The organism is Erythrobacter aurantius (assembly GCF_023823125.1).
GTDB lineage: Bacteria > Pseudomonadota > Alphaproteobacteria > Sphingomonadales > Sphingomonadaceae > Erythrobacter > Erythrobacter aurantius.
This window is the reverse complement of record NZ_CP090949.1, coordinates 399687-421958: the sequence shown is the minus strand read 5'-3', so window position 1 is coordinate 421958 and position 22272 is coordinate 399687. Positions and strand designations below refer to the sequence as shown.

Below are 22272 nucleotides of genomic sequence, written 5' to 3'. Positions count from 1 at the left end.
CGAATCGGTTTAGTCGCCTTCGCCCGGCTCAGGGCTGAAGTATTTCTCGAACTTGCCCTTTTCGCCCTTGTGCTCATCGGCATCAGCGGGCGGTTCCTTCTGGCTGGTGATGTTGGGCCATTCCGCCGAATACTTCGTGTTCAGCTCAAGCCATTTTTCCAGACCGTCTTCGGTATCGGGCAGGATGGCTTCTGCCGGGCATTCGGGTTCGCAGACGCCGCAATCAATGCATTCGCTGGGATTGATCACCAGCATGTTCTCGCCTTCGTAGAAACAATCGACCGGGCACACCTCGACACAATCGGTGTATTTGCATTTGATGCAGTCATCAGTGACGACGTAAGTCATTGAGCTTCTTTCATCAGGACAAGATCGGCCGAACAGGCCGGGTTTCGGACTTACGCGCTGCTAAGAGCAATTATCCCCGGGGGTCAAGCTCACGATAATGAGACTTGGCCAACGCGGGCGATGCCCGCCGCTCCGGGATCGACAGCACCTCCACCACGCGCACATCGTTGCCGACCATGAGGGTCAGCACATCGCCGACTGCAACATTCTCGCTGGTCCGCATCACCCGCTTGGCGTTGCGCCGCAGACAATGCGATTCGATCATTGCCCTTGCAACCGACCGCGTCCGGGCGAAGCGCAGATAGACAAGCAGCCTGTCGAGCCGGATCGTTTCCAGCGCGTCCGCGCTCATCCGCGCAGCAAATCCGCCAGCTTGTCAAAGGCGCCACCGGCGCGCGCCGGGCCGGTGTCTACCGGCTTGGCCGCCTGACGGGGCCTTTCACCCTTGTCTGTCTTGCGCGCTCCCGGCTTTGTCCGTTTGCGGTTGTCATCGCGCTTGGCCTTGGGTCTGCCGCTCCGCCGATCCTCTTGCGGCCTGCGCAGTTTCTCACCCGGTCGCCGGGGGCGCCAGGTCCAGCCATCCGGGGCAACGGGGCCTTGCGCACCTTCGGCCAGAGGGCGCGCACGGTGCACGCGGAAGCCTGCGCTGCCAAGCAGCCGCCGGGCGTTCTCTTCCTCCAGTCCGATCGAAATCGCGAGCGAAAGGTCGAGCCGGAACTGTGCGTTGCGATCCTTGCCTGCAACCTTTGCTCGCGCATCGAAGGCGGCACGCAGTATCTTTTCCGCCAGATCGACGCGGATCATCTGGCCTCCTGCAAGGCGGTAGCCTGCTGGTACCGGCCCTTTTTCACTCAAGACCGGAAGCATCATTTCCTGCAGGGGGCGCTGGTCAAGGTTCAAGGCGTGGAGCAAGCGCCGCGGGGCCGGTTTCAGGAGCGCCGCAGCGAAGACATCCAGCGCGCCGAAGGTCACGCCCAGCTTGCGCAGATAGGGGCGCATCTCCTTGGGCAGATGCTCAAGCCCGGCGCTTTCGCGGTCGATACTGCCGCGAGCGTCTATGAGAGTAATCAGCAGACCTCGAGCCTCGCTCCCTGCTTCGGGATCGCGGGCCGCCTCGGCGAGGCTGCGAAGGGGCGCCAGTGGCTCCAACTGCCGCTCAAGCCATGCGAGCAATCCCGATTCGAGCTTTGCTCTGTCCGCTTCCGCCAATGTTGAAAGCTCGCGCCCGAAGGCGAGGCGCGGCGTGCCGAAGTCGTCGGGCACCTCAATTCTGGCGAGCGCCTGCCCGGCCCATTCGATTGCACCATCACGGATCGAAAGTTCCGTGATTCCGTCGGACAACAGCCATTCTGCCCGCTGCGCCAGAATGGAAGGCAGAGCCCTTTCGCCGGCGGCGAGCAGCATCTTGCGCTCTCCCAGACCCGTGTCGGGATCAATCGCGAAACGGAAGCCGTCGAGACGGCCAATCCGTTCACCCTCCACGGTCACGGCTCCATCCTTTTCAAGCGATACGGGCAAGGCGGACCCATCCTGTCCGAGCGATTTCATAAGTATTGTTGTCCTCCGATTGACGAAACGTTCGGTAAGGCGCGCATGCAGCGCATCCGACAGCTTCGCCTCGACCGCGCGTGCGCGCGCAGCCATTTCGTCGCGGGCCAGAACCCAGTCCGGCCGTTGGCAGATATAAGCCCAGGATCGGATCGCGGCTATCCTTCCCTGCAAAGTGTCGATGTCACCCTGCACCCGATCCAACTCGGCAATGCGTGCGGCAACGAAATCGGCGCCCAGATAGCCTTCGCGCAGGTCATGCCAAAGTCTTGCGACGAAACGGGCATGGGGATCCACCCCAACCTGACGAAAATCGGGGAGCGAACAGGCCTCCCAGAACCGCCTGACACTACCAGCGCCACGGACGCTGTCCGCCAGGGGCTCGCTGGCCAACCGCTTCAGAACGGAAAGGTCGATCGCTTCGGGTGCGCCCCGCAGCATTTCGTGTTCGGGCCGGGCTTCAAGATCGCTTATCAACGTTTCAATGGTATCGAAGCGCGGTTCGGCCTCACGCCAGTTCAAATGGGTTAGCGGCGCGAAATTGTGCTCTTCGATCGCGACCACTTCCTCGTCGGTGAATTCGACCGGGGCTCCGGATCGGCTGCCTCCTCCGGTGAGGGTGCCAAAACTGCCGTCGCGTTGATGCCTTCCTGCACGCCCTGCAATCTGAGCCATCTCGGACGGGGTAAGGCGCCGCTTGCGCCGCCCGTCGAACTTCGTCAGCGCGGCAAATGCGACATGGTGCAAATCGAGGTTGAGCCCCATGCCGATCGCGTCGGTGGCGACAATATAGTCCACATCACCGTTCTGGAACAATTCGACCTGCTTGTTGCGCGTTTCTGGTGAAAGCGCCCCCATCACCACCGCCGCCCCGCCGCGAAACCTCCGCAAGGCTTCGGCCATGGCGTAGACCTGCTCGATCGAGAAGGCGACCACTGCGCTGCGCGCCGGCAATCGTGACAGCTTTGCTGTTCCCGCGTGCGAAAGGGTCGAGAAGCGGGGCCGGTCAATCATCTCCACACCGGGGATCAACCGTCTGACCACAGGTTCGAGCGTGGCCGAACCCAGGATCATCGTCTCTTCCCGCCCGCGCGCGTGTAGCAGGCGATCGGTGAAGATATGGCCTCGTTCGGGGTCCGCGCCGATCTGCGCCTCGTCGATCGCGACAAAGGCATGGCCGCCGCCCAGCCGGTCCATCGCTTCCATCGTGCAGCAGAAATAGCGCGCGTCAGGCGGCTCGATCCTTTGCTCCCCGGTTATGAGGGCGACCTGATTGTCGCCTTTGATCGTGCGCACCCGGTCATAGACCTCCCGCGCCAGCAACCGCAGCGGAAAGCCCATCATGCCCGAGGAATGGCCGCACATCCGCTCGATCGCGAGATGGGTCTTGCCCGTATTCGTCGGGCCGAGCACGGCACGGACCCGGCCCTGGTCCCTCGATCTTGCGGAATTGTTGAAGGTCACGCTGGCTCTTGTGTCAGGCTTGGGCGGGGCGGGCAATCCCGTGCGCGACGAATGGTGAAAGGGCTGTGAACGAGAAAAACGTATACGCAAAACGCCTTATCGCATGCGAGACTCGGCTGATCGCTGGTTAAGTGCAGATTTACCTTGATCGGCCATTGTCCCCGCGCAACAGACATTGGCGATGCTTGCGCGGCGTTTCAGTGCTGGCGTCGGGGAACCGTAGAATTGGATCACACAGGCGATATTCCGGAAAATGGACGAACGGCCGACAGCGCCGGCGACCTTGCCGTGCCTGAAAGCTTCGGGCCTGAAAGCGCCGAACTGTCGCCTGACGCGGCTCGCGAATTTGCATCCTATTTCCATCGTTCTCGCCAGATGGCACCGCCATCGAAGAACACCCTCGTCAAGCGCCAGGTCCTCGCCCGGGTGGACGGGTTCGCCCAACGCTATGACGAATGGAAGCTGAAGGCTGGAACGTGGTTTCATTCGCTTGATCTGACGCCCGATCTTGCCGAGGATATCGGCAGTCGGCGCTGGTTCCGGGGCCTTGGCACGATGGTCGCTCTTGGCGCGGTCGCGGTGGCTTTCTGGCCTAGCATGGCCCCGCTTGAAGCCCGTTCAGCCATGCCTCAGGGCGAGGAAATTCGCGACGAGTTCCGCAGCCAGATGATCATGCCGCTTGCCCTTGGCGCGGACAGCGGGCGCCGCATGGGGCCGACGGCGGATGTTATCCCTCTCGAGAACGCACCAGAGCGCCCGCGGATCGATATGGTCGCAACCCTCGCCGCTGGCGACTCGTTTGCTAGCATGCTCCGCCGGGCTGGCGTTTCTGCGACCGATATCGGCCGGGTCAGCGCCTTGATCGGAGGGGCCATGCCGCTGTCCGAAATCGAGCCTGGCACAAAAATGGACATTGTTCTTGGCCGGCGACCAGAACCGGGCGCCGCCCGGCCGCTCGATGCGCTCAAGTTCCGCGCACGGTTTGATCTTGAACTGGAAGTGGGCCGTCAGGGAGCAGATCCAGAAACCGGGATCGGCGGCGATCTGGCGCTTGTTCGCAACATCATTCGTGTCGACGACACCCCGCTTCGTGTCCGCGGCAAGGTCGGTTCCAGCCTTTACCGATCGATGCGGGCCTCGGGCGTCCCTGCCAGCGCGGTGCAGGATTTCCTCCGCGCCCTCGACGATCAGATCGACCTCGACCGCGAAGTTCGCGCCACGGACGAATTCGACATCATCATCGCCTATCGCCGCGCCGCGACAGGAGAGCGGCAGGCAGGACAACTGCTGTTCGCCGGGCTCGAACGCGACGGCAAGCCAAAGACACAGTTGATGCGCTGGGGTAAGGATGGCCGTTTCTACGAAGCATCGGGCGTAGGTGAACAGCGCCGCGGCCTCGTTGCGCCTGTCCCCGGATCAATCTCATCCAGTTTCGGTATGCGCCGTCACCCCATTCTCGGATATCGCCGAATGCACTCGGGCATGGATTTCAGAGCGCGCCACGGCACCCCCATTGTCGCCGTCACCGATGGCCGGGTAAGCTCCGCAGGACGCGCGGGCGGTTGCGGCATTGCGGTCAGGCTCGATCACGGTGGCGGCCTTTCGACCCGCTATTGCCACATGAGCCGCATGGCTGTGCGCAGCGGGCAGGAAGTCCGGCGCGGGCAAGTCATCGGCTACGTCGGTTCCACCGGGCTATCGACCGGGCCACACCTCCATTACGAAATGTATCGCAATGGTCGCGCCATCAATCCTGCGAGTGTCGACTTCGTCACCCGTGCCGTCTTGTCGGGCACCGAACTGATCGATTTCCAGCGCAAGCTGATCGAACTGCGCGAAATCGAACCGGGCGCGGCACTCGAAGACCTCGAACCCCTGCCCAGCGAGGTCAAAGAACCCGAGCGCGAGATCGAGAAGATCGACCTCGCCCGGCGCATCAACTGAAGTCCGCCAAGCCGGGCGTACTCACACCGCAATTGATCGCGGCCAGCATTTGCGGCAACACCGCGCACATGACTGGCAAATATCCCAACACCCGCCTGCGCCGTACCCGCGCAACCGCATGGAGCCGTGCGCTTCATCGCGAAACCATGCTGACACCGGCAGACCTCATCTGGCCGCTGTTTGTCACCTCCGGCCAAGGCGTAGAAGAGCCGATTTCTTCGCTGCCGGGTGTTTCGCGTTGGTCGGTTGACGGAATTGTCGCCCGTGCAAAGGAAGCGGTCGATCTGGGCATTCCCGTGATCGCTCTCTTCCCCAACACTCCCCCTGAAAAGCGCACCGACGCAGGAGAAGAAGCGCATAATCCGGACAATCTGATGTGCACTGCCATCCGCGCGATCAAGGATGCCTGCGGCGATGCCATCGGCGTGCTGACCGATGTCGCGCTCGACCCTTATACCAGCCACGGGCAGGATGGCCTCCTCGATACCAAGGGGTATGTCACCAATGACGATACCGTTGCCGTGCTGGTCGATCAGGCGATCAACCAGGCTGAGGCCGGTGCGGACATCATCGCCCCTTCGGACATGATGGACGGTCGCATCCATGCGATCCGGATGGCGCTGGAAATGGCCGGGCACCACAACGTCCAGATCATGAGCTACGCCGCCAAGTATGCGAGCGCCTTTTACGGCCCGTTCCGCGATGCGGTGGGATCGCGCGGACTGCTGAAAGGGGACAAGAAAACCTATCAGATGGACCCGGCCAATGGCGACGAGGCGCTGCGCGAAGTCGAGCTCGACATAGCTGAAGGTGCCGACAGCGTCATGGTGAAGCCGGGCCTTCCCTATCTCGACATTGTGCGCCGGGTGCGTGATGCTTTCGGGGTCCCCGTCTTCGCCTATCAGGTGAGCGGCGAATACGCGATGATTGAAGCTGCCGCAGCGGCTGGCGCGGGGGATCGAGACGCGCTGGTGCTCGAGACCCTGCTTTCCTTCAAGCGGGCGGGCAGCTCGGGCGTGTTGACCTATCACGCCCCGCACGCGGCGCGCCTGCTGAATGGCTGAATTCCGACACCAGACAGAACGGCTGATCCTGCGCGACTGGCGTGAGGATGACTGGACCGAGTTCTGGCGCCACACCAACACACCCGCAGTCATGCGCTGGCTGGGCGGGGTCTGTGACGAGGCAAAGCGACAGGCGGCGCAAGACCGCTTGCTCTCCTATCAAAGCGAATTCGGCCACACGTTTTGGGTGGTGGAACACAAGGAAGACGGCGCGATCCTCGGCTTTTGCGGACTAAAGCGATGCAACCAGCAAGGCGGCCCGATCGGGATGATGGAGATAGGCTGGCGCCTCCGTGAAGATGCATGGGGCCACGGCTATGCGAAGGAAGCGGCCAGTGCATCGCTCGACCTGGCTTTTGAGAAGTTTGCGGCTGATGAAGTTGTCGCGCTGACCGTCGACGCCAACCGCCCGAGCTGGGGTCTGATGATCCGGCTCGGCATGAGGCGCCGCGAGGATCTCGATTTCGACAACGTCGATTTCGATCCCGAATCCGGCCGCATAATCGTCTATTCAATAGCGCAATCGGACTGGCGCGGCTGACATGGCCGAAATCGTCCTTGAAACCTCGCGGCTGATCCTCCGCCAGATCGAAGCTGCCGATCTCGATCTGCACATGCGACTGCTCAATACGCCTGCGGTGATGCGGTATCTGGGCGGAGTGCAGCCGCGCGAAGTGATGGCAGCGAAACATGAAGCTGCTCGTTCCGGATTCGCCGCCGAAAGGTTCGGATTCATGATCATGGAAGAACGCGCCACGTGCGAAATGGTCGGCCATTGCGGGCTGCGGCGGGTGGTCCATCCTCAGGCACCCAACCCCGGCGACCATGAAATCGGCTGGCTGGTGCGCGAGGACCGCTGGCGGATGGGTTATGCCCACGAAGCCATGCGGGCGGTGGTCGATTGGGGCTTTGGCGTGCACAAAGCCCCGCATATCGTCGCCTTGACCTGTAACGCTAATGTCGGCAGCTGGCGGCTGATGGAAAAGCTCGGCATGGAACGGCGCAAGGACCTCGACTTCGTCGATCCGGCCGACCCGGAACCGATCATCCAGTACGCGATCACCCGCGAACAATGGGAGCAACAGCAATGACCGCCCATCCCGCCCGATTTCCCGGCGCCAACATCATCCCGATCCACGGCAAGACGCCGAAGATCCATGAAACCGCCTTCATCGCGCCCGGCGCGACGATCATCGGCGATGTCGAGATCGGAGCGGGCAGCTCGATCTGGTACAATTGCGTGGTCCGCGCCGATGTGTTCACCATCCGCATCGGCGAGCGCACCAATGTCCAGGACGGCAGCGTTCTCCACTGCGATCCGCCTCGCCCCGGAGACGAGGAAGGGTGCCCGCTAGTGATCGGTGACGACGTGCTGATCGGTCACATGGCGATGGTTCACGGTTGCACTATCCATGATCGCGGGTTTGTCGGCCTTGGCGCGATTGTCATGAACAAGGCGGTGATCGGATCGGACGCGATGCTGGCGGCGGGCGCAATGCTGACCGAACGCAAGGTCATGGGCGAGCGCGAACTATGGGCAGGCCGTCCAGCAACCAAGCTGCGCGATCTGCCCGAACCTGCGATTGCCGGTATGCGCGTGGGTGTCGCCCATTACGCCGAAAACGCTAAACACCATGCGGACGCAGTGCGGGCGGCGCTGGGCGATGGCGCGTCCGGAACCTGATCTTCCACCTCCGGCGCAAATCGCCGCCCTGATCGATGCCGATGGCAGGCTGTCGATCAAGGCAACTCCGGGTGCCCGTGCCGAAGGCCTGTCGGTGAGCGAAGCCGTCCTCCACGCCAAGGTTCGGGCAAAGCCGCAGGATGGCGCAGCCAATACCGCCATCGCAGAACTGATCGCGCGCGGGTTGGGCATCGCGCCGTCGCGGGTCAGACTGGCACGCGGAGAGACATCGCGGAACAAGGTTTTCCTGATCGATCGCAGCTAAGCCGCTGCACTTTCCGCTTCAACGGCGAAGGCAAATCCCCAGAGCGTGATCACAAGCAGCAGCCGCTTGGACCAACCTCGCACGCGTCGCAGGATCGTAGCGATGTATTTCAGGACGCGGGCTGTTTCAGATATTTCATCATGTAGCCGACATAATCCGCCTTGCCGACTGCCAAACCTTCTGCGCGCAGGATCGTGTATGTGGTCATCAGGTGGAAATAGACCTGCGGTGTTGCCCAGTCGCGGCAGTATTCATGGGCCTGCATCGCGAAGGCCATGCCGTTCGGAAGATCGAATTCCACAATGTCGCTGCTTGCTGGCCAGGTCGCGGCGTCAGTATCGGCGATCAGTTTGCGCGCAGCGGCGATGCGTGAGTGGGCATCGGCAAAGGAGGTTATGTCGCTGTCGTCAGTGGACAGGTCGACTTGCCCGAGCCGCTTCAGCGCGGTCACCACCTGATCAATGGTAAAGCGGATTTGGGTGTGAAGTGGGAACATATCCTCTGCCAGCCGGGCGTGAAGCAGCGCCTCTCCTGCTTCGTGGCCCTCCGCCTTGGTGACGAGGTGGTCAAGAGTGGCCAGCGAATTGGCGTAAGTCGCAAGTGCTGCGGTGGCGTAGGACATTGTGCTCTTTCCGGTGAAGTTATTCCGGCAGTTAGGCGGCGCTCAGTCCTTAATCAATCCGCGCAAGCTTTCGATCCTGTCTGCCTCGTGCACCGGCTTGTCCCAGCGGATGCGGTGGATGCGGGGAAACCGCATGGCGAGGCCGCTCTTGTGGCGTTTCGAGGCATGCACGCTGTCGAAGGCGACTTCGAACACCAGCGTTCGCTCGACTTCTCTCACCGGGCCAAAGCGGTTGACCGTGGTCTGTCGGACGAGTTTGTCGAGCATCTTCAATTCCGCATCGGTGAAGCCCGAATAGGCCTTGCCCACCGGGAGCAATTCCGCCCCCGCATCCGGATCGCCATCCCAGCAGCCGAAGGTGTAATCGGAATAGAAGCTCGACCGCTTGCCCGATCCCCGCTGCGCGTACATCAGGACGCAATCGATCAGCAGCGGATCGCGTTTCCATTTGTACCACAGCCCGACCTTGCGCCCGGGGACATAGGGGCTGTCCCGACGCTTGAGCATCAGTCCCTCGATTGCCTCGTCACGCGCCGTTTCGCGGATTTGCGCGAGATGATCGAAATCGCGTGCTTCGACGATGGCCGAAATGTCGAAATGTGATCGCGGCAAGCGATCCATCAGATTTTCGAGTGCGGCGCGGCGTTCTGACCACGGCCTTTCACGCAGGTCTTCGCCATCTATCACAAGCGCATCGTAGAGCCTCACGAAGGCCGGAAATTCGGCCAGCATCTTCTTCGAGACGGTCTTGCGACCGAGCCTTTGTTGCAGCGCGTTGAAACTGGCCGCTCCGCCTTCCTCGCCGCCCTGCGCATTGCCCCTGACCAGCAATTCTCCGTCCAGCACGGCGTCCAGCGGCAACACGTCGAGCAATTCGGGGAAGGTTGCGGAAATGTCGTCGCCGCTGCGCGAATAAAGCCGCGTTTCGCCCGCGACGCGAACCAGTTGAACCCGGATACCGTCCCATTTCCATTCGGCGGCATAGTCGGTGAGATCCACCACCGTTTCTTCGAGCGGGTGTGCCAGCATGAACGGGCGAAAGCGCGGCCTGTTCGAAACATCAGGCGGGGCGTCGCCATTGGCCGCCCATGCGAACAGCTCGGAATAGGGCGGGGCCAGCGCGTGCCAGTATTCCTCCACCGCATCCACCGACACACCGAAACTTTGCGCAAACGCCGTCTTCGCCAGCCGTGCCGAAACTCCGACCCGCATTCCCCCGGTCGCAAGCTTGATCAGGGCGAAGCGGCCGTTCGTATCCAGCCTGTCGAGCAGATTGGGCAGTTCTTTGGGCGCGGTGACGCGATTGAGGGCTGAGAGCATATCGACGACTTGAGCAACGGACGGCGGATCGTCATCCGCCTCGCTCTCCGGCCACAGCAGGCTGGCGGTTTCCGCCGTGTCTCCGACGAAATCGCGCGATAGTGTCCACAACACCGGATCGACCCGTTCCGCCATCAGCTTGCGAATAGTCGAGGATTTGACCGCCGGGAAATCCAGTTCTCCTGTCAACGCCGCCAGCGCCCAGCCGCGATCGGGATCGGGCGTTTCGCGCAGGTACTCCGCGATCAGCGCCAGCTTGCGATTGCGGCTGGTGGTGTAGACGAGCGTGTCGAGCAGAGAGGCGAACGCCTTCATTCGTCCTCATCCTCTCGCCCCACCAGCGCGAGCGCCCGCGCCCGGCGCTGGCCCAGTTCGCACCAGCGCAGCAACGCCTCTTCGCGCCCGTGGGTGACCCAGACTTCCTGCGGGTTCACATCCTCGATTGTCTGCGTGAGTTCGTTCCAGTCGGCATGATCGGAGATCACCAGCGGCAATTCGACTCCGCGCTGCCGCGCCCGTCCGCGCACCCGCATCCAGCCGCTGGCCATGGCGGTGACGGGCGAAGGCAAGCGGCGTGACCAGCGATCATTGAGCGCCGAGGGAGGGGCGATGACGATTTGCCCGCGCATCGCCTCCTTTTCGTGATCGCTGACGAGCCGCAATTCACCCAGATCCACCCCGTGATCCTGATACAAGCGGCACATCTTCTCCATCGCGCCGTGCAGGAAGATCGGTTGCGAATGACCCGCAGCACGCAATTCCGCAATCACCCGCTGCGCCTTGCCCAGAGCATAGGCGCCAACCAGCACGCATCCTTCCGGATGCCCGTGCAGCGCACTAAGCAGTTTCGCCATTTCATCTTCGATCGGCGGGTGGGTGAAGACGGGCAGGCCGAAAGTCGCCTCGGTTATGAAGATATCGCAAGGCGTGACTTCAAACGGCGCACATGTCGGATCGGCGCGGCGCTTGTAGTCGCCGGTGATCACCACGCGCTCCCCTGCGTGTTCCAACAAGATCTGCGCGCTGCCCAGCACGTGGCCCGCCGGAACGAAGGTCGCATCGACACCGCCCGGCAGGCGGATCGCCTCGCCATATTGAACCGGTGTCGCGCCTTTGCGGGTGTTGTAGCGCAACTTCATGATCGCCAGCGTTTCCGGGGTGGCAATCGTTGCCCCATGTCCGCCGCGTGCGTGATCGGCGTGACCGTGGGTAATCAGTGCCCGGTCTACGGCCCGTCCCGGATCGATCCAGACATCCGCCGGGACGACATGCACACCCCACGGTTCGGGCCGGATCCAGGAAAACGCAGTGTTCATATCGGAATATACGAAAAGGGCGCGAGAGGGTTTCCCCAATCGCGCCCGTTCTGATCGATAATCGCCGGATCAGCCTTCCTTGTCGCTGCCCGATTCCTCGGGCTTCGGATCGTCCTTCTTTGCGGCAGGCTTCTTCTTCGGTGCCGCCTTCTTGCGCGTGGGCTTCGCCTTGGGTGCTGCGGGGGTCAGTTCGAAGGCGGGCTTGCCGTCCTTTATGCTGACATGCACTTCGCCGCCATCGGCGAGCTTGCCGAACAGAAGTTCCTCGGCGAGCGGCTGCTTGATCTTTTCCTGGATCAAGCGGCCCATCGGACGCGCACCGTAGAGCTTGTCATAGCCCTTGTCCGCCAGCCACGAGCGGGCATCGCTGTCGAACTGGATGTGGACGTTCTGTTCGGCCAACTGCAGTTCGAGCTGAAGGATGAATTTGTCGACCACGCGGGCCACCGTGCTCTTGCCAAGGTAGGCAAAGGGCACGATCGCATCGAGACGGTTGCGGAATTCCGGAGTGAACATTTTCTTCACCGCTTCAGAGCCCGCATCTTCCTTCGACACGTCGCCGAAACCAATGCCCTGCCGCGCCATGTCGGCAGCGCCGGCATTCGTCGTCATGATCAGCACGACATTGCGGAAATCGACCGTCTTGCCGTGATGATCGGTCAGGCGGCCGTTATCCATCACTTGCAGCAGAATGTTGAACAGATCGGGGTGGGCCTTTTCGATCTCGTCGAGCAGCAGGACGCAGTGCGGATTCTGGTCAACGGCGTCGGTGAGCAGCCCGCCCTGATCATATCCGACATAGCCCGGAGGTGCGCCGATCAGGCGGGAGACACTGTGGCGCTCCATATATTCGGACATGTCGAAGCGCTTCAGCTCGATCCCCATGATCGAGGACAGCTGACGTGCGACCTCGGTCTTGCCGACCCCGGTGGGGCCACTGAACAGGAACGAACCGATCGGCTTGTCCGGATCACGAAGCCCCGCACGCGAAAGCTTCATAGCGGTCGCAAGCCGGGTGATTGCTTCGTCCTGGCCGAAGACGACATGCTTGAGATCGCGTTCGAGGTTTTCGAGCGCCTTCTTGTCGTCCTTGCTGACCGATTTGGGAGGAATGCGCGCCATCGTCGCGATCACGGCCTCGATCTCCTTGGCGGTGATCTTTTTCTTGCGTCGGCTGGGCGGCACCAGCATCTGCATCGCCCCGACTTCGTCGATCACGTCGATCGCCTTGTCCGGCAGCTTGCGATCATTGATGTAACGCGCCGACAGTTCCACCGCGGTTTTCAGCGCGTCGGGCGTGTATTTGACATTGTGATGCTCTTCAAAGGCGGTGCGCAGGCCCTGAAGGATCTTCACCGTGTCCTCGATCGTCGGCTCGTTGACGTCGATCTTCTGGAACCGGCGCAGCAAAGCGCGGTCCTTTTCGAAATGGTTGCGGAATTCCTTGTAAGTAGTCGAGCCGATGCAGCGGATCGTCCCGCCCGACAATGCGGGCTTCAACAGGTTCGATGCATCCATCGCCCCGCCGCTGGTGGCGCCTGCACCGATCACCGTGTGGATTTCATCGATGAACAGGATCGCGTCGGGCATTCCTTCGAGTTCGTTCACGACCTGCTTCAGCCGTTCCTCGAAATCGCCGCGATAACGCGTCCCGGCGAGCAGCGCGCCCATATCGAGCGAATAGATCACCGCATTGAGCAGCACTTCGGGTACATCGCCTTCGACGATTTTACGCGCCAGACCTTCGGCAATTGCGGTTTTCCCGACGCCCGGATCACCGACATATAACGGATTGTTCTTTGACCGGCGGCAGAGGATCTGCACCGTGCGGTCCACCTCCGGTCCGCGACCGATCAGCGGATCGACCTTGCCAGCCTTGGCTTTGGCATTGAGGTTGACGGTGAACTGGTCGAGAGCGGTTTCTTTCTTCGCGGCGCCTTCCTTGGCCGCTTCGGCCTGCTCGGCAGCCGGTTCCTCGGTGCCCTGCGGCGACTTCGATTCAAGCTGGCGCCCGCCCTTGCCGATGCCGTGGCTGATATAGCTCACGGCATCGAGGCGGCTCATGTCCTGCTGCTGGAGGAAATACACCGCATAGCTGTCGCGCTCGGAAAACAGTGCGACCAGTACGTTGGCACCCGTCACCGTGTCCTTGCCCGAGGACTGGACGTGCAGGATCGCGCGCTGGATCACACGCTGGAACCCGGCCGTTGGCTGCGGATCGGCGTCATCCTCTGTCTTGAGCGACTGATATTCCTGATCGAGATACTGCTTCACCACCTCGCCCAGTTCGGCAAGGTCGACACCGCAAGCCGCCATCACCTGCGCCCCGTCCTCGTCATCGATCAGCGCCAGGAGAAGATGCTCCAGCGTCGCATATTCGTGCCGACGCTCCGACGCATGGGCCAAAGCGTTGTGGAGGGTTCGTTCGAGGTTCTGGGCGAAACTGGGCATGAGCGTGTCTCTATTGGGGGGCGAACGGTGCTCCGGGAAACGGAGCGATGGAGAGGATCTGCAAACTATATGGGGAATGCGTAAACGATTGCGAATCCGAAGTGAGGTGCGCGGCCCGATTCATGTGCCGGGCCTGCCGAACAGCGCGTCAGCTGCCGCACGATGCGCTGCCGCCTTGTCGCGGTGCGATTTGACCCGAGCGATCTCGGCCTCGAGCAAGGCGATCCGGTCCGTCAATTCGTCCTGGGAATAGGGGGAGAGATCCTCACCGGCCAGCAGGCTGGCGGCATCGCCTTTCGGGCGCGGAAGATTCTCGTCATCCATTGGGAGGAACATCGCAAGACTGCCCGCTTGCTGTCAATGCGCATGGTGGCTATTTGCGGGCCGCAATTGCGAAAACGCACCGGGGAATGCGTGAACCGCAACGCACACAGGGGGTTTGCACGATGGGTCGATCAGATACACCTCACATTCCGGAGACGATGCAAGCCATCGGCTTTGCCGCTCCGGGTGGGCCGGGGGTGCTTGAGAGGGGAACTGTCGATACGCCTGCTCCCGGCGATCATGATGTGCTGATCCGCGTGGCTTATGCCGGAGTGAACCGGCCCGATTGCGCACAGCGCGCCGGCCTTTACCCGCCACCTCCTGGTGCATCGCCAATTCTGGGGTTGGAAGTCGCAGGTCAAGTCGTCGGCATCGGGGCTGAAGTGCCCGCCGAAATGTTGGGGCAGAGGGTCGCTGCGCTCACTCCGGGTGGCGGCTATGCCGAATATTGCACCGCGCCGTGGCAGCATTGCCTGCCCGTTCCCGACGGGATGGAGCTGATAACTGCGGCGGCGTTGCCTGAAACGCTGTTCACCGTGTGGCACAATGTCTTTGAACGCGGCTACGCGCGCGATGGCGAGCGATTGCTGGTGCACGGCGGCACTTCGGGCATCGGCACGATGGCAATCATGCTGGCCAAGGCGTTCGGGCTGGAAGTGATCGTGACCTGCGGCGATGAAGAGAAATGCGCAGCCGCCCGGTCAATCGGAGCCGACCTCGCGATCAACTATCGCGAGGCTGATTTCGTCGAAGCGGTGAGGGCGCATACTGGCGGGGCGGGAGTCAACATCGTGCTCGACATGGTTTCGGGCGATTACGTGCCGCGCAACCTGCAATGCCTCGCCGAAGACGGGCGGCATGTAACCATCGCGGTGCTGGGCGGGGCCAAGGCCGAGCTGTTCATGCCGATGGTGATGATGCGGCGGCTCACGCTGACAGGGTCAACCCTGCGACCGCGCTCGGACGCGTTCAAGGCCGCTTTGGCCGATGAAATTGCGATCAACGCCTGGCCTTTGTTCACCAATGGCGAGCTTGCTCCGGTGATGGACCAGACCTTCGCACTTGCCGATGCCGCCGCTGCCCATGCGCGGATGGAAGCCGGGGAGCATATCGGCAAGATCATGCTCGAAGTCGCTGGCGATTGAGCGTTCGTGGCCTTCTGACGAAATTGCGTCACTTCGCTGTCACAAGCGCGCGCATTTTCTCTAAACCGTAACGGGCCTGTGAATCGCCTGTAACATTGCCCTGTCATGGGATGCGGACCGAGCAAGAAGGTCCGAGGACGCCCCATGAACGGTTTTATGTTGTCTGATCTACCGCGGGATATCGACAAGGTCGCCAATCTGCCACTGCGCCCGCCTGCACGGCCGGAGCCGGAGGGGGTCGAGCGGCGGCGCTATCGCACGATATGGATCAGCGACGTCCACCTCGGCACGCGCGGCTGCAACGCCGAAATGTTGATCGACTTCCTCGACCGCACCGACAGCGAAACGATGTATCTGGTGGGCGACATCATCGATGGCTGGCGGCTCAAGAAGAAGTTCTACTGGCCGGCGGAGCACAACGATATCGTCTGGCGCGTGCTCAAGCGGGCAAAGCGCGGGACGCGGATCATCTATATCCCCGGCAATCACGACGAGATGTTCCGACAGTTCACGGGATTGAACTTCGGCGGGATAGAGATCCGCCGTGCCGCGTTCCATGACACAGCTGACGGGCGCCGCCTGATGGTGCTGCATGGCGATGAATTCGATGCCGTCATGCTGTCACAACGCTGGCTCGCATTCGTCGGCGATTGGGCGTATCATACCGTCATGCGCCTGAATGTTGTCGTCAACACGGTGCGCAAGGCGCTTGGCAAGCCGTATTGGTCACTGTCGAAGGCGGCCAAGCACAAGGTCAAGAACGCCGTCGAATTCATCGGCCAGTACGAGGAGGTCGTGGCCCGCGCCGCCGGAGAGCGCGGGGTCGATGGCGTTGTTTGCGGCCACATCCACACCGCTGAATTCCGCCGCTTCGAACACCAAGGCCGAAGTGTGGAATACTGGAACGACGGCGACTGGGTGGAAGGCTGCAATGCATTGGTCGAGCACTTCGACGGAAGGATGGAAATCCTGCATTGGGCCGATGTCGTCGCGGATCGCCAACGCGGTGTAGTGGAGGATTCCGCTGGCCATGCGGAAGCCCCCCGCGAACGAGAGGCAGCGTGAACCGGCAGACCGCCATCACCGCGGCTTTTGATTGCCCGAACCCGTTTGCAGGCAATCGCGGCGGTTCCGAGCCGCAGTCGATCGCGATCGTCACCGATGCCTGGTTCCCGCAGGTCAACGGAGTGGTGCGCACGCTCTCCACCACATGCGATATTCTTCGCCAATGGGGGCACGACGTCACCATCATCTCTCCCGAGCAATATCGGTCCTTTCCAGCCCCCACCTATCCTGAGATCCGGCTGGCGTTGACGGCTCCGGGTTCGGTTGGCCGAAAGCTTGCGCGGATCGGGCCGGACGCGGTGCATATCGCGACCGAAGGGCCGCTTGGCTTTGCCGCCCGGCGATATTGCGTCAGCCGCAAGGTGCCATTCACCACCGCCTACCACACCCAGTTCCCCGACTATCTCGCTCGGCGCACCGGCCTCCCGGCGAGCTGGTTCTGGCGCTATATCCGCTGGTTCCATCGACCGGCGCAACGGATCATGGTGGCAACCGAATCGATCCGGCAGCAGTTGCGTGAACGGGGTTTGACCCAGCTCAACCATTGGAGCCGGGGGGTGGACCTGTCCTGCTTTTCGCCCGATGCGTCGCGCCCGCCGGAATATGACGGGCTCGAAGGGCCGATCTTGCTTTATGTCGGGCGGATCGCGGTCGAAAAGAACATCGAGGCGTTTCTCACCTGCGAATATCCCGGCACTAAAGTCGTCGTTGGCGACGGCCCGGCGCGCGCTTCGCTGGAGGCGAAATTTCCCGACGCACGCTTCATGGGCAAGCGCAGCGGGGTCGAACTCGCTGGCTTCTACGCTGGTGCCGATATCTTTGTCTTTCCGAGCAAGACCGACACTTTCGGCCTCGTCATGATTGAGGCGCTGGCCTGCGGAACCCCGGTGGCAGCCTATCCTGTCCCCGGCCCGCTCGATATCGTGACCGACAACGTTGGGGCGATGTCCGAAGATCTCGCCCGCGCCATCGACGCCGCCCGCTATTGTGAGAGGAGCGCGTGCGCGGCGGCTGGCGCGGCGTTTTCGTGGGAGGCTGCGACCCGGCAATTTCTCGAAGGGCTGGTGGCGCTGGAAGAGGAAGAATGCGTCTCCTTGCGCACCGCGCCTGCGATATAGGCTCTTTTCCTTGCCGTGGCGGCCAATTTGGCCTATCTGCCCCTTCGCAACGGCCGCTCCGAAAGGGGCGGCCCTTTACATTTTTACGGAGATTTCCCCATGGCAATCAAGGATCAGCCCAAGCCGCTGATGCCGCACGCCACCGCCACCTGGCTGGTTGACCACACCGGCCTGTCGTTCGAGCAGATCGCGGAATTCTGCGGTCTTCACATTCTCGAAGTGCAGGCAATGGCCGATGATCTGGCAGGCAGCAAATACACCGGTCGTGATCCGGTGCATGCCGGCGAACTGACGCTGGAAGAGATCGAAAAGGGGCAGAACGATGCCTCATACTCGCTCAAGATGCACAAGGCTCCGGTCGAGGTGACCCGCACCAAGGGTCCGCGCTACACCCCGGTGTCCAAGCGTCAGGACAAGCCCGACGGCATCGCCTGGATCCTGCGTAACCATCCCGAAGTGTCGGACGCGCAAATCTCCAAGCTGATCGGCACGACGCGCAACACCATCGGCGCGATCCGCGAGCGCAGCCACTGGAACATCCAGAACATCCAGCCCAAGGACCCGGTGACGCTGGGCCTGTGTTCGCAGCGCGAGCTTGACGCGGTTGTCGCAAAGGCTGCCAAGCGCGCTGGCGTGACCGAAGAGGCAGAGGCAGTGGAAGGCATCGACGGCCGTTCTGACAAGGACAAGCTGATCGAGGAACTGCGTGCCGAGCGTGACGCCAACGCAAAGGCTGCAGCTGAAGCCGCCCAGGAAGCCGAAGCCGAAGCATGGCTGGCCCGCAAGCGCGAGGCTGAAGCGGCCGGCATCGAAGAGCCGGCCCCTGTCTTCCCGGAAGAGAAATCTGAAGAAGACACGCGCGAATAAAGTCCAAAAGACGTGATATCGAAAGGGCGTCGGACCACCATCCGGCGCCCTTTTTGCGTGTGCGAATGGCGCTTGACCTGCTCGCCGCAAGCGATGCTGCAAAAAATTCGCATTAGCGCATCAGCTTGCGCTTGTGCGAAAGCCGGGCTTGCGTCATTGTTACTGACATGAGTGTCAATACGCCCCCGTATCATCACCCTACCCCTTGGGACACGTCATTTCCCTTAATGACGCTGCCTGAATTGCTGGAAAACGCGGTACGCAAGAATCCAGATGCGCCGTTCCTGCATTTCCTCGGGCGGACATACACTTACGGTCAGATCCATCAGGATGCGCTGGAATTTGCGCTGGGTCTGGTGGAAATGGGAATCAAGCCGGGAGACCGGGTTGGCCTGTTCCTGCCCAATGTCCCGATTTACGCATCGGCCTATTACGGCGCGATGATGGCTGGAGCGGTGGTGGTGAATTTCTCACCGCTCTATTCGGTCGAGGAACTGGCGTGGCAAGTCGAGGACAGCGGGACCCGTCTGCTGGTCACACTCGACGTGCCGGAACTCTACTCCACGGCAGCACAGGTGTTGGAAGCCTCGCCGCTGGAAACACTGGTGGTCGGCAGCCTTGCCGAGATGTTGCCATGGTACAAGGGTCTGGCGCTGAAGCTGCTCAAGCGCAGCCAGATTGCCGACGTTTCCTACGGTGGAGAGGGCCAGCCAATCCGCATGTGGAGCGACATGCTGGCGGATTGCAATTGGACATCGTGGCTTGAAGGCCGAACTTTCCCGTTGCCAAAGGTGACGCACGAAGACCTCGCCCTGCTGCAATACACCGGCGGCACGACCGGTCGACCCAAGGGCGCGATGCTGGGCCACAGCCAGTTGACCCAGAATGCGCAACAAGTGGCCTCGATCAATCCCTTCGAAGATCCGTCCACGGAAGTCTTCATGGGCGCTCTGCCGTTCTTCCACGTCTTCGCCAACACCGCGCTGCTCAATCATGCGGTTGCCGCTGGTGCCTCCATCGCGATGGTACCGCGCTTTGATGCGGCGCAAGTGCTCAAGACGATCCAGAAATATCGCACCACCGGATTTCCCGGCGTGCCGACGATGTTTCAGGCTCTGCTCGATCACCCGGACCTTGCGAAGACCGACCTGTCGAGCCTCAAGGTCTGCATTTCAGGCGGCGCGCCGATGCCCGCCCCGGTGCATGAGAAGTTCGAAGCGGTAACCGGCGTCCGGCTGGTCGAAGGTTATGGCCTGACTGAAAGCTCCGGCGTGGTCTCGGTCAATCCCTATGCGGGCACACGCAAGCGTGGCACCATCGGGCAACTGGTTCCGGGCACGGAAATCGTGCTGCTCGACAAGGAAGACCCCACCAGGCTCGCGCCGGAAGGCCAACCGGGCGAACTTGCAATCCATGGTCCGCAAGTGATGCGCGGGTACTGGAATCGCCCGGAAACCGATGCCGACGTGTTTGTTACGCGCGGTAACAAGAAATACCTTCGCACCGGCGATGTCGCAGTGATGGACGAAGACGGCTTCCTGAGCATTGTCGACCGGATCAAGGACATGATCGCTGTCGGCGGCTTCAAGGTCTTTCCGAGCGTGGTCGAGGATGTGATCCTGAAGCACGCGGCCGTCAAAGAGGCGCTGGTGATCGGCGTGCCCGAGGAATATCGCGGCGAAGTCCCGCGGGCCTACGTCACGCTCAATGAAGGATCAGGCACAGTTGATGGCGACACGTTGAAGGCGTGGCTCAACAAACGGATCGGCAAGCACGAGCGCGTCGATCAGGTGGTGATCCGCGAAAGCCTGCCGCGCACGATCATCGGCAAGCTAGATCGTAAGGCCCTGCGCGCCGAAGTTCTTTGAGGCCGCCAACAAGCGGCGTGCGCCGAAGCTCTCTGAGGCCGCCCGGAGGCGGTAAGATTAGTTTGCGATCTGCAGCTGGGGATCGGAGCTGCCCGAAGGCTTCGACAAAGAAGCCCCGGCCTGACGCTGGGAATTGGGCGAAAACCGCCCGTCCACCTGAGCGCCATGTTCGATCGTCAGCGCATCGTAATGCACGTCGCCTTCGATCTTGGCGCTCTTGAGGATCACAAGCTCCTTGGCTGTGATCGAACCCTTCACCCGGCCCGACATGCGCGCGCTCTCTGCCGTCACAGCGCCGTTGATTACGCTGGACTCACCTTGGACTAGCGAAGCGCATTTGATGTCACCATCGACCTTGCCGTCGATATGCAGGTCAACCGAGGCGCTGATGTCTCCAGTGATGACGACATCGGAACCGAAAACCGAAAAAGTAGAGCTGCCTTGGGCCATGCTGCGTCCTCGGGAATTAGTCGCGGGTGCGGGGGGAGTTGGAACGGATTGCGTTCGATCCGCGGGCTTCTTTGAGAACATCGGGGGCGGCCTCCAGAAACGGGCGCGGATTGACCGCGCGGCCATTGATACGAACTTCGAAATGCAGGTGCGGACCTGTAGACCGTCCGGTGCTGCCAAGACCACCCAAGGTCTCGCCCGCATCGATGGACTGCCCCACTGCCACGTCGATCCGCGACAAGTGCGCGTAACGGGTCATCATGCCGTTGGGGTGGCTGATATCCACGCACTTGCCGTAACCGGATTTCCACCCGGCGAAGGAAACCTGACCCATCGCGGCAGCGTAGATCGGCGAACCGAGAGGGCCTTTGAAATCGATCCCGCTGTGCATTGCCGCACGGCGGGTGAAGGGATCCCGGCGGTAGCCGAAAGCCGAAGTGATGCGCTGGTCTGCCGCCGGGGCGATCTGCGGGACACCATCTAGCGCCAGTTCCAGAGCGGACATGCGCGCAAGGCTCAGGCCCAGCCGTTCGAAGCGGGGATCAAGCGAACCGTCGGCGGATGTTGCAAGAATCTCGAGCGGACCACCCATGGCTGCCCGCACATCGTCCCGGGTTGCGCGCTCCATCGCTTGCGGATCGAGGTTGAGCATCCGCAAAGCGCGCTCTGCGCGAGCCGCGCGCCAGTCGGCATAGCGGGTCATGTTCTCGACGAAGGCGAGCTGGCGTGCTTCGACTTCGGCAAGACCACGAGCCTGCGGGAAGTAGGCGCCGACTTTCTCAACCGTCTCTGCCGCTTCCTCGCGGGAATCGGTCACATTGGTATCAACCGCCTGAATATCTTCGGGAAGCATCTCGACCAGCGCATCGAGCGTTTCCTGCCGCGCCTTCAGGTCTTCAACCACTGAGTCGATGTTGTCACCATAGGCCTTGAGCCGCTCTTGCGTGCTGGCCACCCGGGCTTTTTCCGCTTGGAAAGAAGCGATGTTCGATTCAGCGACGTAGTTGTTCCACGCCATGACCCCCATGGAGCCAGCCCAGCCCAGAGCGAGAACGGCAGCGGCCGCAGCAGCACCCATCTGCATCCGCGAAGAGATCTTGATGAAGCGAACCTGTCCCTGGGACCGCATGAAAAACTCGCGGTCGGGAAACCACTCGCGCAGCCTCTCAACCCAAGGACGTGACGTTGAATTTTCTGACAAGACGGCCCCGGTTTCTTTTCTTGCTTTGCGGCCCGGGGCCTAACAAGAGCTGTTAGAAGAATCGAATCCCGCCAAAGCGCTAAAGGGCGAACCGAGAATTTATCACGGTGAGTCGTTCAGTTGCGAGCAAGACTCCTCCAGAATCCCGTTCTTGTCGTTTCCGTACAATCAGACCGAGCGGTAAGCGCGCGCCGAATCGGCTGGAAAA

21 protein-coding genes are annotated in these 22272 nt (G+C 61.8%); 11 read left to right on the top strand and 10 right to left on the bottom strand.

All coding sequences use genetic code 11. The annotated features are described in order from the left end of the window. Positions 1-9 precede the first annotated feature (9 nt). The 3 genes from fdxA to L1K66_RS02095 all read right to left on the bottom strand — a co-directional run bounded on the left by fdxA (position 10) and on the right by L1K66_RS02095 (position 3360). Positions 10-348 carry a ferredoxin FdxA gene (fdxA, locus tag L1K66_RS02105; protein ID WP_034956541.1) on the bottom strand — a complete coding sequence of 113 codons (339 nt, stop codon included), beginning with the start codon at positions 346-348 and terminating at the stop codon, positions 10-12. Between the two features lie 70 nt (positions 349-418). Next, positions 419-700: a S4 domain-containing protein gene (locus tag L1K66_RS02100; protein ID WP_252259409.1), complete on the bottom strand. Its 282-nt coding sequence runs from the start codon at positions 698-700 to the stop codon at positions 419-421. Further along, on the bottom strand, positions 697-3360 hold the full coding sequence (locus tag L1K66_RS02095; protein ID WP_407931970.1) for a helicase-related protein: 2664 nt from the start codon (positions 3358-3360) through the stop codon (positions 697-699). Before L1K66_RS02095 ends, L1K66_RS02100 begins: the two co-directional genes overlap by 4 nt. 375 nt (positions 3361-3735) lie before the next feature. On the opposite strand from L1K66_RS02095, the gene L1K66_RS02090 reads away from it, so the two are divergent. The 6 genes from L1K66_RS02090 to L1K66_RS02065 all read left to right on the top strand — a co-directional run bounded on the left by L1K66_RS02090 (position 3736) and on the right by L1K66_RS02065 (position 8317). Continuing rightward, positions 3736-5304 carry a M23 family metallopeptidase gene (locus tag L1K66_RS02090; RefSeq protein ID WP_252260563.1) on the top strand — a complete coding sequence of 523 codons (1569 nt, stop codon included), beginning with the start codon at positions 3736-3738 and terminating at the stop codon, positions 5302-5304. A gap of 68 nt (positions 5305-5372) precedes the next feature. Further along, a complete protein-coding gene (gene hemB / locus L1K66_RS02085; protein ID WP_252259408.1) occupies positions 5373-6368 on the top strand; it encodes a porphobilinogen synthase in 996 nt (331 codons plus the stop codon). After that, entirely contained in the window at positions 6361-6909 is a 549-nt protein-coding gene (locus tag L1K66_RS02080; RefSeq protein ID WP_252259407.1) for a GNAT family N-acetyltransferase, read from the top strand. Before hemB ends, L1K66_RS02080 begins: the two co-directional genes overlap by 8 nt. Position 6910: 1 nt before the next feature. Further along, complete coding sequence (locus L1K66_RS02075) at positions 6911-7459, top strand: GNAT family N-acetyltransferase (RefSeq protein ID WP_252259406.1); 549 nt, start codon at positions 6911-6913, stop codon at positions 7457-7459. After that, positions 7456-8052, top strand: a complete 597-nt coding sequence (locus L1K66_RS02070; protein ID WP_252259405.1) for a gamma carbonic anhydrase family protein — start codon at positions 7456-7458, stop codon at positions 8050-8052. The genes L1K66_RS02075 and L1K66_RS02070 overlap by 4 nt, the downstream gene beginning before the upstream one ends. Then, positions 8033-8317 (top strand): DUF167 domain-containing protein, encoded by a 285-nt coding sequence (locus L1K66_RS02065; RefSeq protein WP_252259404.1) that lies wholly within the window; start codon positions 8033-8035, stop codon positions 8315-8317. The genes L1K66_RS02070 and L1K66_RS02065 overlap by 20 nt, the downstream gene beginning before the upstream one ends. A 109-nt stretch (positions 8318-8426) precedes the next feature. Here the strand turns inward: L1K66_RS02065 and L1K66_RS02060 are convergent, their stop codons facing one another. The 5 genes from L1K66_RS02060 to L1K66_RS02040 all read right to left on the bottom strand — a co-directional run bounded on the left by L1K66_RS02060 (position 8427) and on the right by L1K66_RS02040 (position 14350). After that, the gene (locus L1K66_RS02060) at positions 8427-8939 is read right to left on the bottom strand and encodes a DUF1993 domain-containing protein (RefSeq protein WP_252259403.1); all 513 of its coding nucleotides are present in this window, start codon (positions 8937-8939) and stop codon (positions 8427-8429) included. Positions 8940-8981: 42 nt separating this feature from the next. Beyond that, complete coding sequence (locus L1K66_RS02055) at positions 8982-10574, bottom strand: cisplatin damage response ATP-dependent DNA ligase (protein ID WP_252259402.1); 1593 nt, start codon at positions 10572-10574, stop codon at positions 8982-8984. Further along, entirely contained in the window at positions 10571-11575 is a 1005-nt protein-coding gene (locus tag L1K66_RS02050) for a ligase-associated DNA damage response exonuclease (protein ID WP_252259401.1), read from the bottom strand. The genes L1K66_RS02055 and L1K66_RS02050 overlap by 4 nt, the downstream gene beginning before the upstream one ends. Before the next feature lie 69 nt (positions 11576-11644). After that, positions 11645-14026 carry an ATP-dependent Clp protease ATP-binding subunit ClpA gene (gene clpA / locus L1K66_RS02045; RefSeq protein WP_252259400.1) on the bottom strand — a complete coding sequence of 794 codons (2382 nt, stop codon included), beginning with the start codon at positions 14024-14026 and terminating at the stop codon, positions 11645-11647. Positions 14027-14146: 120 nt separating this feature from the next. Next, on the bottom strand, positions 14147-14350 hold the full coding sequence (locus L1K66_RS02040; protein ID WP_252259399.1) for a DUF1192 domain-containing protein: 204 nt from the start codon (positions 14348-14350) through the stop codon (positions 14147-14149). Positions 14351-14472: 122 nt separating this feature from the next. Here L1K66_RS02040 and L1K66_RS02035 point away from each other — a divergent pair, with 122 nt between their 5' ends. The 5 genes from L1K66_RS02035 (at position 14473) to L1K66_RS02015 (ending at position 20413) form a co-directional block, all read left to right on the top strand. Further along, the gene (locus L1K66_RS02035; RefSeq protein ID WP_252259398.1) at positions 14473-15495 is read left to right on the top strand and encodes an NAD(P)H-quinone oxidoreductase; all 1023 of its coding nucleotides are present in this window, start codon (positions 14473-14475) and stop codon (positions 15493-15495) included. A gap of 144 nt (positions 15496-15639) precedes the next feature. Beyond that, entirely contained in the window at positions 15640-16560 is a 921-nt protein-coding gene (locus L1K66_RS02030; protein ID WP_252259397.1) for a UDP-2,3-diacylglucosamine diphosphatase, read from the top strand. 80 nt (positions 16561-16640) lie between these two features. Next, positions 16641-17678 (top strand): glycosyltransferase family 4 protein, encoded by a 1038-nt coding sequence (locus L1K66_RS02025; RefSeq protein WP_252260562.1) that lies wholly within the window; start codon positions 16641-16643, stop codon positions 17676-17678. Positions 17679-17777: 99 nt separating this feature from the next. Next, positions 17778-18545: a cell cycle transcriptional regulator TrcR gene (locus L1K66_RS02020; RefSeq protein ID WP_252259396.1), complete on the top strand. Its 768-nt coding sequence runs from the start codon at positions 17778-17780 to the stop codon at positions 18543-18545. A 167-nt stretch (positions 18546-18712) separates the two neighbouring features. Continuing rightward, the gene (locus L1K66_RS02015; protein ID WP_252259395.1) at positions 18713-20413 is read left to right on the top strand and encodes a long-chain-fatty-acid--CoA ligase; all 1701 of its coding nucleotides are present in this window, start codon (positions 18713-18715) and stop codon (positions 20411-20413) included. A gap of 57 nt (positions 20414-20470) precedes the next feature. Here the strand turns inward: L1K66_RS02015 and L1K66_RS02010 are convergent, their stop codons facing one another. Together L1K66_RS02010 and L1K66_RS02005 are read right to left on the bottom strand one after the other, a co-directional pair. Continuing rightward, on the bottom strand, positions 20471-20863 hold the full coding sequence (locus L1K66_RS02010) for a bactofilin family protein (protein WP_252259394.1): 393 nt from the start codon (positions 20861-20863) through the stop codon (positions 20471-20473). A gap of 16 nt (positions 20864-20879) precedes the next feature. Further along, a complete protein-coding gene (locus tag L1K66_RS02005) occupies positions 20880-21992 on the bottom strand; it encodes a M23 family metallopeptidase (RefSeq protein WP_252259393.1) in 1113 nt (370 codons plus the stop codon). Between the last annotated feature and the right edge of the window lie 280 nt (positions 21993-22272).

Bases quoted from the DNA above. Each gene is read 5' to 3' on its own strand.
- fdxA (WP_034956541.1), bottom strand. From the start codon at position 348: ATGACTTACGTCGTCACTGATGACTGCATCAAATGCAAATACACCGAT.
- L1K66_RS02100 (WP_252259409.1), bottom strand. From the start codon at position 700: ATGAGCGCGGACGCGCTGGAAACGATCCGGCTCGACAGGCTGCTTGTC.
- L1K66_RS02090 (WP_252260563.1), top strand. From the start codon at position 3,736: ATGGCACCGCCATCGAAGAACACCCTCGTCAAGCGCCAGGTCCTCGCC.
- hemB (WP_252259408.1), top strand. From the start codon at position 5,373: ATGACTGGCAAATATCCCAACACCCGCCTGCGCCGTACCCGCGCAACC.
- L1K66_RS02080 (WP_252259407.1), top strand. From the start codon at position 6,361: ATGGCTGAATTCCGACACCAGACAGAACGGCTGATCCTGCGCGACTGG.
- L1K66_RS02075 (WP_252259406.1), top strand. From the start codon at position 6,911: ATGGCCGAAATCGTCCTTGAAACCTCGCGGCTGATCCTCCGCCAGATC.
- L1K66_RS02070 (WP_252259405.1), top strand. From the start codon at position 7,456: ATGACCGCCCATCCCGCCCGATTTCCCGGCGCCAACATCATCCCGATC.
- L1K66_RS02065 (WP_252259404.1), top strand. From the start codon at position 8,033: ATGGCGCGTCCGGAACCTGATCTTCCACCTCCGGCGCAAATCGCCGCC.
- L1K66_RS02060 (WP_252259403.1), bottom strand. From the start codon at position 8,939: ATGTCCTACGCCACCGCAGCACTTGCGACTTACGCCAATTCGCTGGCC.
- L1K66_RS02055 (WP_252259402.1), bottom strand. From the start codon at position 10,574: ATGAAGGCGTTCGCCTCTCTGCTCGACACGCTCGTCTACACCACCAGC.
- L1K66_RS02050 (WP_252259401.1), bottom strand. From the start codon at position 11,575: ATGAACACTGCGTTTTCCTGGATCCGGCCCGAACCGTGGGGTGTGCAT.
- clpA (WP_252259400.1), bottom strand. From the start codon at position 14,026: ATGCCCAGTTTCGCCCAGAACCTCGAACGAACCCTCCACAACGCTTTG.
- L1K66_RS02040 (WP_252259399.1), bottom strand. From the start codon at position 14,350: ATGGATGACGAGAATCTTCCGCGCCCGAAAGGCGATGCCGCCAGCCTG.
- L1K66_RS02035 (WP_252259398.1), top strand. From the start codon at position 14,473: ATGGGTCGATCAGATACACCTCACATTCCGGAGACGATGCAAGCCATC.
- L1K66_RS02030 (WP_252259397.1), top strand. From the start codon at position 15,640: ATGAACGGTTTTATGTTGTCTGATCTACCGCGGGATATCGACAAGGTC.
- L1K66_RS02020 (WP_252259396.1), top strand. From the start codon at position 17,778: ATGGCAATCAAGGATCAGCCCAAGCCGCTGATGCCGCACGCCACCGCC.
- L1K66_RS02015 (WP_252259395.1), top strand. From the start codon at position 18,713: ATGAGTGTCAATACGCCCCCGTATCATCACCCTACCCCTTGGGACACG.
- L1K66_RS02010 (WP_252259394.1), bottom strand. From the start codon at position 20,863: ATGGCCCAAGGCAGCTCTACTTTTTCGGTTTTCGGTTCCGATGTCGTC.
- L1K66_RS02005 (WP_252259393.1), bottom strand. From the start codon at position 21,992: ATGCGGTCCCAGGGACAGGTTCGCTTCATCAAGATCTCTTCGCGGATG.